The sequence below is a fragment of the Streptomyces sp. NPDC091387 genome, assembly GCF_044756945.1.
GTDB lineage: Bacteria > Actinomycetota > Actinomycetes > Streptomycetales > Streptomycetaceae > Streptomyces.
In genome coordinates this window covers 238,379-253,559 of the sequence record NZ_JBIVTZ010000013.1, presented here as the reverse complement: position 1 = coordinate 253,559, position 15,181 = coordinate 238,379, and the positions used below count along the sequence as shown (strand labels likewise).

The following is a 15,181-nucleotide window of genomic DNA, read 5'->3' as shown; positions in this document are numbered from 1 at the left end:
GTGGCGCGCGCGCGGGGCCGGCCCCCGGGCCCTTCAGCCGGCGCCGGGGGGGGGGGGGGGCCCGCGGGGGCCCCCCCCCCCCGCCCCCCCCCCCCCCCGGGGGGGGGGGGGGGCCGGCGCGCCCCCCCCCCCGCGCCGGGCTTTCTCACCGGCTCTTCAGCCGGGTCACCGCCTCCGCCAGCACCTCCGTGCGCTTGCAGAACGCGAAGCGGACGAAGGGGGCGCCCTGTTCCCGGTGGTCGTAGAAGACCGCGTTCGGCACGGCCACCACCCCGCACCGCTCCGGCAGCGCGCGGCAGAAGGCGAAGCCGTCCGTCTCGCCGAGGGCGCGGATGTCGGTGGTGACGAAGTACGTGCCGGCCGGGCGGTAGACCGTGAAACCGGCCTCGGCGAGTCCGCCGCTCAGCAGGTCCCGCTTGGCCCGCAGGTCCGCGCGCAGTGTGTCGAAGTAGCTGTCGGGCAGTTGCAGCGCCTCGGCGACCGCGTACTGGAACGGCCCGGCGGAGACGTACGTCAGGAACTGCTTCGCGGAGCGGACCGCCGTCACCAGTTCGGGGCTCGCGGTGATCCAGCCGACCTTCCAGCCGGTGAAGGAGAACGTCTTTCCGGCCGAGCTGATGGTGACCGTCCGCTCGCGCATACCGGGGAACGAGGCGAGCGGCAGGTGCTCGCCCTCGAACACGAGGTGCTCGTAGACCTCGTCGGTGACGACGAGGAGGTCGCGCTCGCAGGCCAGTTCGGCGATCGCGGCGAGTTCCTCGCGGGTCAGGACGGTGCCGGTGGGGTTGTGCGGGGTGTTGAGCAGCAGCAGCCGGGTGCGGGGGGTGACGGCGGCGCGCAGCTCGTCGAGGTCCAGCCGGTAGGTGCCCGTCGAGGGCTCGGGGTGCAGGGTGACGGGGACGCGGGAGGCGCCCGCCATGGCGATGCAGGCGGCGTACGAGTCGTAGTACGGCTCCAGCGCGATGACCTCGTCGCCGGGCTCCAGGAGGGCCAGCATCGAGGCCGCGATGGCCTCGGTGGCGCCCGCGGTGACGAGGACCTCGGTGTCGGGGTCGTACGTCAGGGCGTAGCGCCGCTGCTGGTGGGCGGCGATGGCGGTGCGCAGCTCGGGGACCCCGGGGCCCGGCGGGTACTGGTTGCCGTGCCCGGCGCGCAGGGCACGGACGGCGGCTTCGCGGACCTCCTCCGGGCCGTCGGTGTCCGGGAACCCCTGGCCGAGGTTGATGGCGCCGGTGCGGACGGCCAGCGCGGACATCTCCGCGAAGATCGTCGTGCCGAACTCGGCGAGGCGGCGGTTGAGCAGCGGTCGTCCCTGTGTCATGACCGCCATCCTGTGCGGAAGCTCTGGAGTTGCTCAAGTCTGCTTTGGCCGAACGGGGGCGGGGGCATCCCCCTCCTGCACGCAGGGATCCGGTGAGAAGCGGGGGACTCGCTTCGGGGGACGGAAGGACGTGAGGTCCGTGAAGGTGGTACTCATCGCGGTGCTCGTGATCGTGGCGGTGGCGGTGCTCGTCTCGTCGATGGCGAGCGCGGGAAGCCGCGGCAAGCCGCTGGCCCGGGGCAAGGGCCGGAGCAAGGGCCGGCGCGGTGCGGCCGGTGGCGGTGCGGCCGCCGCCGGCGGCAGCTGGTGGGCGGGCGGCGGCGGGGGCGGCTCGTCGTGCGGCAGCGGCGGCGGCAGCAGCCACTCGGGAGGCCACTCGGGCGGTCACTCCGGTGGTCACTCCTGCGGTGGTGGTCATTCGTGCGGCGGGGGTTCGTCGTGCGGTGGCGGGGGCGGATGCGGCGGAGGCAGCTGACACGGGGCAGCTGGTCCGCGACCGGGCGGGATGCACGACGGCCCGGTGGCGCAAGAGGTGTCCGGCGGGAGTCGGGGCGGGGCTTCGGAGCCGCCTTGAGTCCCGCCGGACACCTTTTTGTTGGGCCCTGGGGCGAGTCGCCGGTGAACAGGTGAACCGGAAGGCCCCCGAGGGGATGGAAAGCACGTCAAGTTGGGTAAAAACACTGCGAGTGCGGCTTAGTTCGTGATTCCCTCGGTGGAGAGAACATTCAGCCCTCGGACCCCAGTTGGACCTGATCGGGCGCTTCCCACCTCCCACGTGCATCACGCTCGGGGGCGTCCCCCTGTCCATGTGTCCATGTGTGTTTTGCGGAGCCGACCCATGCTCACGACCCTCCATACGGCCTATTCCGACACCCGTGCCGCCGATCTGGCCTGGGCGCTGGGGCGTGAACCGCTCCCGGCGCTCGCCGTGCTCGATCTCCATCTCGCCGGTGCCCAACTCCAGTTGCGCCTGCTCGGCGCCTCCCACCAGGTCCTCCTGGAGGAGGACCGCGGCAGCTGCTCCGAAACCGTCGCCTGCATGCCGGGCTCCAGCACCCCACTTCCTCTCGGAGTCTCCAAGCGGCTCGGGGACTGGGAGTACGAGTTCGCGGCCCGCGTCGAGACGCTCGGTGCGGGCTCGTTCGCGGGGCGTGCGCAGGAGCTCCTGGCGCTCGTCGCCGACCATCCCCACGGCCTGGCCGGGACGTTCCCGGGCAGTCCGCACGCCTTTACCGCCATGCTCGCCCAGCGGACCGAGGGGCAGGTGCGGTGGCGTACCTGGCACGCGTACCCGCAGGAGGGTCAACTGGTGGTGACGCGCACCCGCGTGGGCGTGCGGATGCCGGCGGCCGTGCTGTGACAGGGGTCAACTCTGTTGCGGTTGAATCACTTACACCCTTGTGGGTGACAAGCGGCGACGTTCCAGTGACGTAGCGTTCGCGGCATGATCGACCAGCAGGTGTCGCTGCGAGGGGGCGCGGCGCGGCTTCCCGTACGGCCCAGGACCGGCCGGTTCCTCGTGCTCGCCGCGGTCTTCGTCTGCGCCGCGTGCGGTCTGGTGTACGAGCTCGAACTGGTCGCGCTCGCCTCCTATCTGATCGGTGACTCCGTCACCCAGGCGTCCGTCGTGCTCTCCGTGATGGTATTCGCCATGGGGATCGGCTCGTTGCTCGCGAAACGTTTATGCAGCCGGGCCGCGGTCGGCTTCGGACTGATCGAGGCCTTGCTCGCCCTGGTCGGCGGCTCCTCCGCGCTGGTGCTCTACGCGACGTTCGCCTGGATCGGCGAGTCGCGGTACGCCCTGGTCGGCTTCTCGCTGGCGATCGGCGTCCTGATCGGCGCGGAGATCCCGCTGCTGATGACACTGATCCAGCGCGTCGACCGGCAGGACGCGGGCGGGGCCGTCGCCGATCTGTTCGCCGCGGACTACGTGGGGGCGCTGGTCGGCGGGCTGGCGTTCCCGTTCCTGCTGCTGCCGCTGCTCGGACAGCTCACCGGGGCGCTGTTCACCGGTGCGGTCAACGCGGCGGCGGGCGGGGCGCTGGTGATGTGGGTGTTCCGGCGGGATCTCACCGGCCGGTCCCGGTGGCTGCTCATCGCCGTCAACGTGGCGGTGATCGCCCTGCTCGCCACGGCCGCGGTGCTGGCCGACGACTTCGAGCGGGCGGCGAGGCGCGCGGTGTACGGGGACCGGGTGCGGGTCGCGATGCAGACCGACGTCCAGGAGGTGGTGCTGACCGGGGCGGGCCGCAGCTCCCTGGACCTCTATCTGGACGGGCGGCTGCGGGTCAGCTCGCGCGACGAGTACCAGTACCACGAGGCACTCGTGCACCCCGTGATGAACGGGCCGCACGCGCGGGTGCTGATCCTGGGCGGGGGCGACGGCCTGGCGGCCCGCGAGGTGCTGCGCTACCCCGGCGTGCGGAGCGTCACGCTGGTGGAGCTGGACCCGGCCGTCACCCGGTTGGCCCGTACCGACCACGCGCTCTCCGCGCTGAACGCGCACGCGTTCCGGGACCCGCGGCTGACCGCCGTCACCGGGGACGCGTTCACCTGGCTGCGGGCGGCGCACGGCCGCTACGACGCGGTGATCTCGGACCTGCCGGACCCGGGGATCTCGGCCAGTACGAAGCTCTACTCGGCGGAGTTCTACGGTCTGGTCGCCGAGGCCCTCGCGCCGGGCGGCCGGCTGGTGGTGCACGGGGGGCCGCCGGCCGGCCGGCCGCACACGTACTGGACGGTCGAGGCGTCGATGCGGGCGGCGGGACTGCGCACCCGCCCCTACTGGGTCGGCGACCGGTACGCCGGTGTCGCGGCGGGCCCGGACCGTGCGTCGGGCGGGGCCGCGCAGCTGCACGGCTGGGGGTTCGTGCTGGCCGGACTCGGCCGGACGCCGGCCCTCGCTCTGGACCCGGAGGCGCCGGAGCTGAAGGACCTGACGGAACCCGTGCTCCGGGAGGCGGGGCGGCGGGCGGAGGCCGGCCGGCTGCCGGGGCTGGCGCCCTCGACGCTGGTGCACCCGAGGTACTGGGACGAGTCGTGAGCCCGCGCCGCCGGTGGGGCGTGAGGGGGCGGGGCGGCGGCGGTGGCTCCGGAGGGGCGGTGGTTCCGGAGGGGCGGAAGCGCTGACGTGATGGCCGGGGCTGAGTAGGCTCGGTTTCCATGGAGCATGAGGTGTACGTTCCGGTTCCGGTCCCCGTCCTTCGGCGCACGCTGAGCGATCCTGCCCGGGTCGCACGCTGTGTGCCCGGCCTTCAGCGGGACGCCGACGCGGCCGCGGGCCCGCTGGCCGGCCGGCTCAAGGTGCGGGTCGGCGGCCACACCATCACCTACCGGGGCGCGCTGCGGCTCACCGCGCCGGCGGACGGCCCGGCGGGGGAGACCGCGTGGGGCGTCTCCGTGGCGGGCGAGGGGGTGGAGGCGCGCGGCACCGGCTCGGCGAAGCTGGCCCTGACCGTCCGCCTGACGGAACGGGACGGCGGCACCGCGATCGTGTTCGACGGCACGGTCGGCGGCGACGGCCGCCTGGTGGAGCTGGACCCGGCGACAGCGCTCGCGGCGGCCCACCGCCTGCTGGACCGCTTCGCACAGCAACTGGTGACGGAGGCGCTGGCCGCGCACGAGGAATCAGGTGAGGGAACGGGCGCCGGGGCGGCCGACGAGCCGGCCGGCTCCGGGGCCGGTTCCGAGGAGCGGTCCGTCGGGGACGCGGTGGAGCAGGCCATCGAGGAGGCCGCGGAGGAGGCGGACGAGGCCCCGACCACGCATGACGCCGCCGCCGACGAGGCCCCGGCCGGGGAGCAGTCGCCGGACAGGCCCTCGGTCTTCGACACCCCGGTGCCGCCGTCCTCGATGGACGCGGTGGCCGGGATCGAGTTCACCGTCCCGGACGGGCCGCCGGCCGAGGCCGCACATGCCCGGCGCACCATGATCGGGCGCAGCGCCGAAGAGGTCGACCACGCCCCGCCGCGCGGCCGGTACGCCCCCGTGCCGTCGCCCGACTCGACCGGGGCGGGCGCCACACTCCGCTGGGTGGCCCCGGCGGCCGCCCTCGCCATCGCCTCCGCCGTGGTGGTGGGCCGGGCGCTGCGGCGCCGGAGGTAGCCGCGGCCAGTAGGGTCGGTCGGGTGAGCAGCAGCGAGAAGGACGTCCGGCTGTCCGTCGGCGACGCAGAGTTGACCGTGAACCCCGCCAACGGCTGCCGTATCAGCAGCCTGCGGATCGGTGGTACCGAACTGTTGCGGCAGGGGGAGCGGTACGGCTGCTTCCCGATGGTGCCGTGGTGCGGGCGCATGGAGAACGGGCAGTTCCGCAACGGCGGCGTCCTGCACCGGATGCCGCTGACCGCCCCGCCGCACGCCATCCACGGCACGGGCCGTGACACGGCCTGGCGGACCGCCCGGGACACCGGGACGGAGGCCTCGTTCTACTACGACCTGGCCGAGCCCTGGCCGTACCCGGGCCGGGTGACGCAGACCTTCGAACTGGCCGAGGACTCCCTCACGCTGGCGTTCGGCATCGAGACGTACGGGGACTCCTTCCCGGCGCAGGCCGGCTGGCACCCCTGGTTCCGGCGCAACCTCGGCGGCGAGGACGTCCGGATCGACTTCGACGCCGCCTGGCAGGAGGAGCGCGGCGAGGACCACCTGCCGACCGGCCGCCGGATCCCGCCCCTGGACGGACCGTGGGACGACGCCTTCGGGATGCCCGACGGCGTCGAGGTGACCCTCACCTGGCCAGAGCAGCTGGAGCTGACGGTGAAGAGCCGGACCGAGTGGGTCGTGGTCTACGACGAGCAGGCCGAGGCGGTCTGCGTGGAGCCGCAGTCGGGCCCGCCGAACGGGCTGAACACCGAGCCCCGCTACGTCACCCCGATCGAGCCCCTGGAGATCGCGACGACCTGGAGCTGGCGCACGCTCTGAGGGGGCCGGTGCGAGCGGTGCGTACGGGCCGCTGCCGCGCGAACGGGGCGCCGCCGGGCGCCTTATCCTCGTAGCCATGACAGACGTACGCGCTGACCTGCTGCAGCAGATCAAGGACAAGGCCGTTGTACACGGCAAGGTGACGCTCTCCTCCGGCCTGGAGGCCGACTGGTACATCGACCTGCGTCGCATCACGCTGGACGGCAAGGCTGCTCCGATGGTCGGTCAGGTCATGCTCGACGCGACCGCCGAGCTGGACTACGACTGCGTGGGCGGGCTGACGCTGGGGGCCGACCCGGTCGCCACCTCGATGCTGCACGCCTCCGCCGCTCGCGGTCAGGAGCTGGACGCGTTCGTCGTCCGCAAGGCGCAGAAGGCCCACGGGATGCAGCGCCGGATCGAGGGCACCGAGGTCAAGGGCCGCCGCTGCCTGGTCGTCGAGGACACCTCGACGACGGGCGGCTCGCCGCTGACGGCCGTCCAGGCGGTGCGTGAGGCGGGTGGCGAGGTCGTCGCCGTCGCCGTGATCGTGGAGCGGGGTGCGGCTCCGGCCATCGCCGAGGCGGGTCTCCCGTATGTCCACGTGTACTCGGTCGCTGACCTCGGCCTGTCCTGACCTGCGATTTTCTTCAAGGGCGGCCGGTTTCACGTGAAACCGGCCGCCCTTGTCGTGAGTCCGCGGCCGGTGACCCCGAACGCTGGGGGGTGCGCCGGGTGGAGCCGAAGCCAGAGTCTGGGAAGATGGGGGCGACGATGACGTCGCCCCCAGGTCAGGGAACCAGCAACGCACACCCGCACATCCCAAGGAGCGGACAGATGCCCATCGCAACCCCCGAGGTCTACGCCGAGATGCTCGACCGGGCGAAGGCAGGCAAGTTCGCCTACCCGGCCATCAACGTGACCTCGACCCAGACCCTGCACGCTGCGCTGCGCGGTTTCGCGGAGGCCGAGAGCGACGGCATCATCCAGATGTCCACCGGTGGGGCGGAGTTCCTGGGCGGCCAGTACAACAAGGACATGGTCACGGGCGCCGTCGCCCTGGCCGAGTTCGCGCACATCGTCGCCGCCAAGTACGACATCACGGTCGCGCTGCACACCGACCACTGCCCCAAGGACAAGCTGGACACGTACGTCCGTCCGCTGCTCGACATCTCCGCGGAGCGCGTTGCCAAGGGTCTGAACCCGCTGTTCCAGTCCCACATGTGGGACGGTTCGGCCGAGACGCTGGCCGACAACCTCGCCATCGGCCAGGAGCTGCTGGCCAAGGCCGCCGCCGCCAAGATCATCCTTGAGGTCGAGATCACCCCGACCGGCGGTGAGGAGGACGGCGTCACGCACGAGATCAACGACGAGCTGTACACGACCGTCGACGACGCGCTGCGTACCGCCGAGGCGCTCGGTCTGGGCGAGAAGGGCCGCTACCTGCTGGCCGCGTCCTTCGGCAACGTGCACGGTGTCTACAAGCCGGGCAACGTCGTGCTCCGCCCCGAGCTCCTGAAGGACCTCCAGGTGGGTGTCGCCGACAAGTACGGCAAGCCGGCCGGCAGCCAGCCGTTCGACTTCGTCTTCCACGGCGGCTCCGGCTCCACCGCCGAGGAGATCGCCACCGCGCTGGAGAACGGCGTCGTGAAGATGAACCTCGACACCGACACCCAGTACGCCTTCACCCGCCCGGTCGCGGACCACATGTTCCGCAACTACGACGGCGTGCTGAAGGTCGACGGCGAGGTCGGCAACAAGAAGGTCTACGACCCGCGGACCTGGGGCAAGGCCGCCGAGGCGGGCATGGCCAAGCGCGTCACGGAGGCCTGCGCCAACCTGCGGTCCACCGGCACCAAGCTGAAGTAGTCCCGTACGGATGTGTGCGTGGGCCCGGTATCCCTTGGGGTGCCGGGCCCACGGCATGTCCGCACCGGCAGACCGGCAGACCCGGCAGGAACGATATGAGGGAACAGCTGTGAGCACGTCCTACGACTTCGACACCGTCATCGACCGCCGCGGCACCTGGTGCGTCCAGTGGGACGGGGTCGCGGACCGGTTCGGGGTGGACGGGCTGCTGCCGTTCACCATCTCGGACATGGACTTCGCGACGGCCCCCGAGGTGCTGACAGCGCTGCGGGCCCGGATCGACCACGGCGTGTTCGGCTACACCGACTGGCAGCACGAGGAATTCACCTCGGCGATCGCCCACTGGTACGCGACCCGGTACGGCACCACGATCGACACCGGCCTGCTGGTGTACGCGCCCTCCGTGCTGAGCCAGCTCTCGCAACTGCTCCAGATGTGGACGTCGGAGGGGGACGGCGTCGTCGTCCACACCCCCACGTACGACGGTTTCCGCAAGGCGATCACCGGGCTCGGGCGGGAGCTGCGCGGGGTGCCGCTGGGGGACACGGCCGCGCTGGAGCGGGAGCTCGCCCGCACGGACAGCAAGGTCCTGCTGGTGTGCTCGCCCCACAACCCCACGGGGCGGGTGTGGACGGAGGCGGAGCTCGCGGAGCTGGCCCGGCTCGCCGCTCTGCACGGGGTCGCGGTGATCAGCGACGAGATCCACGCGGACTTCGTGCACGGCGGACGCCGGCACGTGCCGTGGACGCGGGTGGCGGGCGACGGCCGCTGGGCGCTCATCACCTCGGCGTCGAAATCGTTCAACTTCCCCGCGCTGACGGGTTCGTACGGGCTCGTCGGCCGGCCGGCCGACCGGACGGAGTTCCTGCGCCGGATGGAGACCGCGGAGGGGCTCGCCTCACCGGCGGTGCTGTCGCTGACCGCGCACATCGCCGCGTACCGGGAGGGCGCGGCGTGGCTGGACGCGGTCCGCGCGTATGTCACCGGGAACCTGGAACTGGTCGCGGACCGGCTGAACGCGGCCTTCCCCGAGCTGGGGTGGGAGCCGCCGCAAGCCGGCTACCTCGCCTGGATCGACCTCCGCAAGGCGGGCGTCGAGGACGACGAGGCGCTCCAGCGGGTGCTGATCGAGCGGGAGCGGGTCGCGGTGATGCCGGGGAGCGTGTACGGGGCGGAGGGCTTCGTGCGGCTGAATGTGGGGTGCGCGCGGAGCAAGGTGGTGGCGGGGGTGGAGGCGTTGATCCGGGGGGTGGAGGCCGTACGGGTCGCCGGGTAGCGGGGCGGGGAGTGCGGGGCGCGGGCCGTTTCGGGGCGCTGCCCCCGGACCCCCGCTCCTCAATCGCCGGAGGGGCTTGAACTGGCCGCCGGGGCGTTCGGCGTTGATGCTGGGGGCATGGAGAAGAGCGAGGCGGACGGGCCCGGGATCCGGGTCGCCTCCGTCGCCGGGCGCTGGGTCGTCCTCACGACCGTGCTCGGGTCCAGCATGGCCATGCTCGACTCCACCGTCATCAACGTCGCCCTGCCCCGCATCGGCAAGGACCTCGGCACCGACCTGGCCGCGCTCCAGTGGACCGTCAACGCCTACATGCTGACGCTCGCCGGGCTGATCCTGCTCGGCGGGGCGCTCGGTGACCGGTACGGGCGGCGGAGGGTCTTCGTCACCGGGGTCGTGTGGTTCGCCCTCGCCTCGCTGCTCTGCGGCATCGCGCCCAACGCCTTCGTGCTCATCGCCGCCCGCGCCCTCCAGGGCGTCGGCGGGGCGCTCCTCACCCCCGGGTCGCTGGCCCTGATCCAGGCGAGCTTCCATCCGGACGACCGGGCCCGCGCGGTCGGGCTGTGGTCCGGGTTCGGCGGGGTCGGGGCCGCCGTCGGACCGTTCGTGGGCGGGTGGCTCGTCGACGGGCCCGGCTGGCGGTGGGTGTTCCTGCTCAACCTGCCGCTCGCCGCCGTCTGCCTGCCCGTCGCCCTGCGCCACGTACCGGAGTCCCGGGACCCGTACGCGCACGGCCGCTTCGACGTGCTCGGGGCGGCGCTCGGCGCGCTCGCCCTCGCGCTGGTGACATACGCGCTGATCGAGGCGCCGGGTCTGGGCGCGTCCCCGGTCGTGATCGGGGCGGCGGTGGGCGGGGTGCTGCTCGGCGTGGCGTTCGTCCGGGTCGAGCGGCGGCGGACGTACCCGATGCTGCCGCCGTCGGTGTTCGCCTCCCGGCAGTTCACCACCGTCAACATCGTCACCCTCTGCGTGTACGCGGCGCTCGGCGGCTACTTCTTCCTCTCCGCGATCCAGCTCCAGGTCGTCGCGGGGTACTCCGCGCTCGGCGCGGGCACCGCGCTGCTGCCGACGACCGTCCTGATGCTGCTGTTCTCGGCCAGGTCCGGCGAGCTGGGCCAGCGCATCGGTCCCCGTATCCCGCTCACCGCGGGCCCGCTGATCGCCGCCACCGGCATGCTGCTGATGCTGCGCGTCGGGCCGGGATCGAGCTCCGTGCGGGGGTACCTGACCGAGGTCCTCCCCGCGGTGGCTGTCCTTGGCGTCGGGCTGGTCACTCTGGTGGCCCCGCTCACCGCGACCGTCCTGGCCTCCGTGGACACCGGCCGGGCCGGCCTCGCCAGCGGGATCAACAACGCCGCGGCCCGCGCCGCCGGGCTGATCGCGGTGGCCGCGCTGCCGCTGCTCGCCGGAATGGGGCCGGAGGCCTACCGGGACGCCGGGGAGTTCGCCGCGACCTTCCGGCGCGCCATGCCGATGTGCGCCGGACTGCTGGTGGTGGGCGCACTGATCGCCTGGTCGACCGTACGTACGCCCCACTCGGCCGTACGGGACACGGCACGGCCCGAGTGCACGGTGAACTGCGGCGTTGCCGCCCCGCCACTGGAGCCGGCCCCGGAAGCGGCACGCCAGGCGGACGACCCCTGAGCGTCCCGACGGGCATTGTGCGCCCTTGGTGCCCCGGCGGCGCCGGTGCCATGCACACTTGGACCCATGTCGATCCACGAGAACCTGCTCGGGGGACCTGCCCCGACCCACCTGCCCGACGACCCGGGGCCGCGCGAACTGCTCGCGGCGGACGTCGCGCCCGCCGATGTCGCCGCGAAGTACCCGACCTCCTCCCTGGCCTGGGCGCAGCTCGCCGACGAGGCGTTCGAGGGCGGCCGGGTCATCGAGTCGTACGCGTACGCCCGCACCGGCTACCACCGCGGCCTGGACGCCCTGCGCCGGGCCGGCTGGAAGGGCCACGGCCCCGTGCCGTTCGAGCACGAGCCGAACCGCGGCTTCCTGCGTGCCCTGCACGCCCTGGCGCGCGCCGCGCAGTCGATCGGTGAGCAGGAGGAGTACGAGCGCTGCGCGTCGTTCCTCCGCGACTCCTCGCCGACCGCCGCAGAGACGCTCGGCTAGGGTCTTTCGTTTGGATCGGGCTGGATCAGGGAGTGGGGTCCGGCGTCGTGCATCGCAAGGCGGAGGATTGAGGCAACGCGGAGCGTTGGTGATCGACGACAACGCCGCGAGGTGCGGCGCCGGACCCCGCGAGCCCAGCATGATCCAAACGAGAGGCCCTAGCAACACCTGTCGTACCCGACCCGCGGCCCCGCAGGCACCCACCGCCTGCGGGGCCTGCGCGTCTCCCGGAGTGGCGTTTAGGATGCGAGCAGGGGACCGGAGCTCCACCACCTCACGGAAGGGGCGGACCGCTACCCGGAAGCTCGTGTCGAGGAGACAGCAATGTCGACGATTCACCCCGACCCCGAAGCCACCGGTGCGCAGACCCCGCACCTCGACTTCGCGGGAACGACTCCGTACGAGGACTACGTCCAGGCGGACGTCCTCACCCACCTCCAGCACCTGCGCTCCGACGACCCGGGCGAGATGGTCTTCCTGGTCACCACCCAGGTCATGGAGCTGTGGTTCACCGTCATCGTCCATGAGTGGGAGACCGCCGCGCACGCCCTGCGCGAGGACCGGCTGCCGGTGGCGCGTGACGCGCTGAAGCGGTCGGTGCGGCAGCTGGAGGCGCTGAACGCCTCCTGGACGCCGCTCGCCCAGCTCACCCCCGCCCAGTTCAACTCCTACCGGTCCGCGCTCGGCGAGGGCTCCGGCTTCCAGTCGGCGATGTACCGGCGGATGGAGTTCCTGCTCGGGGACAAGTCCGCGTCCATGCTCGTGCCGCACCGGGGCGCGCCCCGCGTGCACGCCGAGCTGGAGAAGGCGCTCGGCGAGCCGAGCCTGTACGACGAGACCCTCGCGCTCCTCGCCCGGCGCGGCCACGCCGTCCCGGAGGCCGTGCTCGGCCGTGACCTGTCCCAGAAGTACGAGCCGTCGCCCGAGGTCGAGGCCGTCTGGGCGGAGATCTACGCCAACCCCGACCAGAACGACGAGCTGGTCCGGCTGGGCGAGGCGCTCACCGATGTCGGCGAACTGGTGTGGCGATGGCGCAACGACCACCTCGTCGCCACCCGGCGGGCCATGGGCTCCAAGACCGGGACCGGCGGTTCGGCCGGAGTCGCCTGGCTGGAGAAGCGCGCCACCAAGAACGTGTTCCCCGAGCTCTGGACGGCCCGCAGCCATGTCTGACCTCCAGGAGCGCGCCCAGGCGCTCGACACCGCCGACGAACTGGCGCCGCTGCGCGAGCTGTTCACGCTCGACGACACCGTCTACCTGGACGGCAACTCGCTCGGCGCACTGCCCCGCCACGTGCCCGCCCGGCTGCAGGAGGTCCTCACCCGCGAGTGGGGCGAGCTGCGCATCCGGTCCTGGGACGAGAGCGGCTGGTGGACCGCGCCGGAGCGGATCGGGGACCGGATCGCCCCGCTCGTCGGGGCCGCCGCGGGACAGATCGTCGTCGGCGACTCGACGAGCGTGAACGTCTTCAAGGCCGTCGTCGCCGCGACCCGGCTGGCGCCGGAGGGCCGCGACGAGATCCTGGTCGACGCGGACACCTTCCCCACCGACGGCTACCTCGCGGAGTCGGCCGCCCGGATGACCGGTCACCGGATCGTCCCGGTCGCCCCCGCCGACGTGCCGGACGCCCTCGGTCCGCGTACCGCGGCCGCGCTGCTCAACCACGTCGACTACCGCTCCGGCAGGCTCCACGACCTGCCCGGACTCACCGCCGCCGTGCACGCGGCGGGCGGGATCGCGGTCTGGGACCTGTGCCACAGCGCGGGCGCGCTGCCCGTCGGGCTGGACGCGCACGGAGTGGACCTGGCGGTCGGCTGCACGTACAAGTACCTCAACGGCGGGCCCGGTTCGCCCGCGTACCTGTACGTCGCCGCGCGGCACCAGGCGGCCTTCGACTCGCCCCTGCCGGGGTGGACGTCGCACGCCGACCCGTTCGCGATGACCCCCGGCTACACGCCCGCCGACGGCGCCGTGAAGGGCCGGGTCGGTACCCCCGACATCCTGTCCATGCTGGCCCTGGAGGCGTCCCTCGACGTGTGGGACGGCGTCGGGATCGAGGCGGTGCGGGCCAAGTCCCTGGCGCTGACGGACTTCTTCCTGGAGTGCGTCGCGGCGTACGTCCCCCAGGGGCGCGTCACCTCCGTCACCCCGGCCGCCCACGCGGAACGCGGCAGCCAGGTCGCGCTGCGCTGCGAGGGCGCCGAACCGGTGATGGCCGCGCTCATCGCACGCGGAGTCGTCGGGGATCTGCGCCGTCCGGACGTACTGCGGTTCGGATTCACACCGCTGTACGTGGGGTTCGCCGACGCCGAACGTGCGGCGCGGGCGCTCGCGGACGTGCTGGCCGCTCCGGCGGCGTAGGCTCCCGGGTCAGTCCGGCGACCGGCTCGCCCCGGTCGCCGGACGGCTTCCGGACACCCGGAAGGGCGGGCGGAACGAGTGCGACGACAGCTGACGGCGAGGGGGCCGGCCGCACGCCGAACTCACGCGCCTGGCCGACGGGGTGAGGGACGAGTTCGACGGCGTCGACCCGCAGGTCCTCTCCCTGGCGAGCGATCAGGAAAGCCCCTGGGCTCCCTTCTTCGCCGACATCGAGGGCGGGATGCACGACCCGGGCGGTCGGGGCGGGAGGCCGGCCCACCGGCCACCGGGGCAGGGAACGCCTCCATACTGATACCGTCCCCGCAGGTCAGCCCAGTTGGGCATTGTCAGGGGACGGTTGGAGCAGCATGTCGGATTCTGCCGCGCGTGATCAGGACGCAGCCGAGACCGAGTCCGCGTTCTCGCATCCGGTGATCGCCCCCGATGCCTCCGCCGCCTACGGCAGCCACCCGGACCAGACGATCGACTTCTACGCCCCGCACGACGGACGCACCGGCGCGCCCGTCGTGGTCGTCCTGCACGGCGGGGCGTGGCGGGCCCCGTACGACCGGCTCTACATGTCCCCGTTCGCGGGATTCCTGGCCCGGCGCGGGTTCGCCGTCGCCAGCGTCGAGTACCGGCGGGGCAGCGAGATCCCGCAGCAGCGCGGCTCGGGGCCGGTCGCCGGCCGCTGGCCGGAGACCTTCGACGACGTCGCCGCGGCGATGGACGCGCTGCCGGAGCTGCTCGCGCGGGAGTTGCCCGCGGCGGACGCCCGGCGGGTCGTCGTCACCGGGCACTCGGCGGGCGGGCAGCTCGCGCTGTGGGCCGCCGCCCGGCACGTACTGCCGGAGGGCTCGCCGTGGCGGCTGCCGCGCCCGCCCGCACTGCGCGGCGTGGTGGCCCTCGCGCCGATCGCGGACTTCACCACCGCGGTCGGGCTCGATGTGTGCTCCGGCGCGATCGGGCAGCTCCTGGGGACCGCAGAGGACTTCGCCGCACGGAGCGCGCACGCCGACCCGGCGCTGCTGCTGCCCACCGGCATCGCGACCGCCGTGGTGCAGGGCACCACGGACCTCACGGTGCCGCAGGCCGTCGTGGAGGCGTTCGTCGACGCGGCGGCGAAGGAGGGGGAGACAGTGATGCTGACCCTGCTGCCCGGCGTCGGGCACTTCCCGCTGATCGATCCGGCGGCCGACGCGTGCGCGGTGGTGGCCGAGGAGATCGCCCAGCTGGCCTGGTGACACCCGCGGTACAGGGGACGGGGCGGACCCGGGTAGTACTTGCGACGGACGGTCCAGGATCCCTATCTGTGCTGACGACCCCGGTCG

General features: G+C 73.0%; 14 protein-coding genes. 13 read left to right on the top strand and 1 reads right to left on the bottom strand.

Translation table 11 applies throughout. The annotated features are described in order from the left end of the window. Positions 1-145: 145 nt before the first annotated feature. Positions 146-1,321 (bottom strand): pyridoxal phosphate-dependent aminotransferase, encoded by a 1,176-nt coding sequence (locus tag ACIQM0_RS27170; RefSeq protein ID WP_401291302.1) that lies wholly within the window; start codon positions 1,319-1,321, stop codon positions 146-148. 139 nt (positions 1,322-1,460) lie between these two features. Here ACIQM0_RS27170 and ACIQM0_RS27165 point away from each other — a divergent pair, with 139 nt between their 5' ends. The 13 genes from ACIQM0_RS27165 to ACIQM0_RS27105 all read left to right on the top strand — a co-directional run bounded on the left by ACIQM0_RS27165 (position 1,461) and on the right by ACIQM0_RS27105 (position 15,094). Further along, positions 1,461-1,796, top strand: coding sequence for a hypothetical protein (locus ACIQM0_RS27165; RefSeq protein ID WP_401291300.1), 336 nt, complete (start codon positions 1,461-1,463; stop codon positions 1,794-1,796). 363 nt (positions 1,797-2,159) lie between these two features. Continuing rightward, complete coding sequence (locus ACIQM0_RS27160; RefSeq protein WP_362961153.1) at positions 2,160-2,681, top strand: DUF2617 family protein; 522 nt, start codon at positions 2,160-2,162, stop codon at positions 2,679-2,681. Positions 2,682-2,765: 84 nt separating this feature from the next. Continuing rightward, entirely contained in the window at positions 2,766-4,364 is a 1,599-nt protein-coding gene (locus tag ACIQM0_RS27155; RefSeq protein ID WP_401291298.1) for a polyamine aminopropyltransferase, read from the top strand. A gap of 119 nt (positions 4,365-4,483) precedes the next feature. Then, on the top strand, positions 4,484-5,425 hold the full coding sequence (locus ACIQM0_RS27150; protein WP_401291295.1) for an SRPBCC domain-containing protein: 942 nt from the start codon (positions 4,484-4,486) through the stop codon (positions 5,423-5,425). A gap of 23 nt (positions 5,426-5,448) precedes the next feature. Next, the gene (locus tag ACIQM0_RS27145; RefSeq protein ID WP_401291292.1) at positions 5,449-6,243 is read left to right on the top strand and encodes an aldose 1-epimerase; all 795 of its coding nucleotides are present in this window, start codon (positions 5,449-5,451) and stop codon (positions 6,241-6,243) included. 76 nt (positions 6,244-6,319) lie between these two features. Further along, the gene (gene pyrE, locus ACIQM0_RS27140) at positions 6,320-6,859 is read left to right on the top strand and encodes an orotate phosphoribosyltransferase (RefSeq protein WP_401291290.1); all 540 of its coding nucleotides are present in this window, start codon (positions 6,320-6,322) and stop codon (positions 6,857-6,859) included. Between the two features lie 200 nt (positions 6,860-7,059). Then, a complete protein-coding gene (fbaA, locus tag ACIQM0_RS27135) occupies positions 7,060-8,091 on the top strand; it encodes a class II fructose-bisphosphate aldolase (RefSeq protein WP_363021268.1) in 1,032 nt (343 codons plus the stop codon). A 109-nt stretch (positions 8,092-8,200) separates the two neighbouring features. Further along, positions 8,201-9,367, top strand: coding sequence for a MalY/PatB family protein (locus ACIQM0_RS27130; RefSeq protein ID WP_401291287.1), 1,167 nt, complete (start codon positions 8,201-8,203; stop codon positions 9,365-9,367). Between the two features lie 117 nt (positions 9,368-9,484). Further along, a complete protein-coding gene (locus ACIQM0_RS27125; RefSeq protein ID WP_401291285.1) occupies positions 9,485-11,008 on the top strand; it encodes an MFS transporter in 1,524 nt (507 codons plus the stop codon). A gap of 66 nt (positions 11,009-11,074) precedes the next feature. Beyond that, positions 11,075-11,488, top strand: coding sequence for a DUF3151 domain-containing protein (locus tag ACIQM0_RS27120; protein WP_401291282.1), 414 nt, complete (start codon positions 11,075-11,077; stop codon positions 11,486-11,488). Between the two features lie 324 nt (positions 11,489-11,812). Beyond that, complete coding sequence (locus ACIQM0_RS27115) at positions 11,813-12,661, top strand: tryptophan 2,3-dioxygenase family protein (RefSeq protein WP_363021271.1); 849 nt, start codon at positions 11,813-11,815, stop codon at positions 12,659-12,661. Further along, positions 12,654-13,850 (top strand): kynureninase, encoded by a 1,197-nt coding sequence (gene kynU / locus ACIQM0_RS27110; RefSeq protein WP_401291279.1) that lies wholly within the window; start codon positions 12,654-12,656, stop codon positions 13,848-13,850. Before ACIQM0_RS27115 ends, kynU begins: the two co-directional genes overlap by 8 nt. A gap of 368 nt (positions 13,851-14,218) precedes the next feature. Further along, the gene (locus ACIQM0_RS27105; protein ID WP_401291277.1) at positions 14,219-15,094 is read left to right on the top strand and encodes an alpha/beta hydrolase family protein; all 876 of its coding nucleotides are present in this window, start codon (positions 14,219-14,221) and stop codon (positions 15,092-15,094) included. The last annotated feature ends 87 nt before the right edge of the window (positions 15,095-15,181 follow it).

Excerpts from the sequence above, each read along its gene's own strand:
- ACIQM0_RS27105 (WP_401291277.1), top strand. The coding sequence starts at position 14,219 with ATGTCGGATTCTGCCGCGCGTGATCAGGACGCAGCCGAGACCGAGTCC.
- pyrE (WP_401291290.1), top strand. The coding sequence starts at position 6,320 with ATGACAGACGTACGCGCTGACCTGCTGCAGCAGATCAAGGACAAGGCC.
- ACIQM0_RS27160 (WP_362961153.1), top strand. The coding sequence starts at position 2,160 with ATGCTCACGACCCTCCATACGGCCTATTCCGACACCCGTGCCGCCGAT.
- fbaA (WP_363021268.1), top strand. The coding sequence starts at position 7,060 with ATGCCCATCGCAACCCCCGAGGTCTACGCCGAGATGCTCGACCGGGCG.
- ACIQM0_RS27120 (WP_401291282.1), top strand. The coding sequence starts at position 11,075 with ATGTCGATCCACGAGAACCTGCTCGGGGGACCTGCCCCGACCCACCTG.
- ACIQM0_RS27170 (WP_401291302.1), bottom strand. The coding sequence starts at position 1,321 with ATGACACAGGGACGACCGCTGCTCAACCGCCGCCTCGCCGAGTTCGGC.
- ACIQM0_RS27150 (WP_401291295.1), top strand. The coding sequence starts at position 4,484 with ATGGAGCATGAGGTGTACGTTCCGGTTCCGGTCCCCGTCCTTCGGCGC.
- ACIQM0_RS27155 (WP_401291298.1), top strand. The coding sequence starts at position 2,766 with ATGATCGACCAGCAGGTGTCGCTGCGAGGGGGCGCGGCGCGGCTTCCC.
- kynU (WP_401291279.1), top strand. The coding sequence starts at position 12,654 with ATGTCTGACCTCCAGGAGCGCGCCCAGGCGCTCGACACCGCCGACGAA.
- ACIQM0_RS27125 (WP_401291285.1), top strand. The coding sequence starts at position 9,485 with ATGGAGAAGAGCGAGGCGGACGGGCCCGGGATCCGGGTCGCCTCCGTC.
- ACIQM0_RS27115 (WP_363021271.1), top strand. The coding sequence starts at position 11,813 with ATGTCGACGATTCACCCCGACCCCGAAGCCACCGGTGCGCAGACCCCG.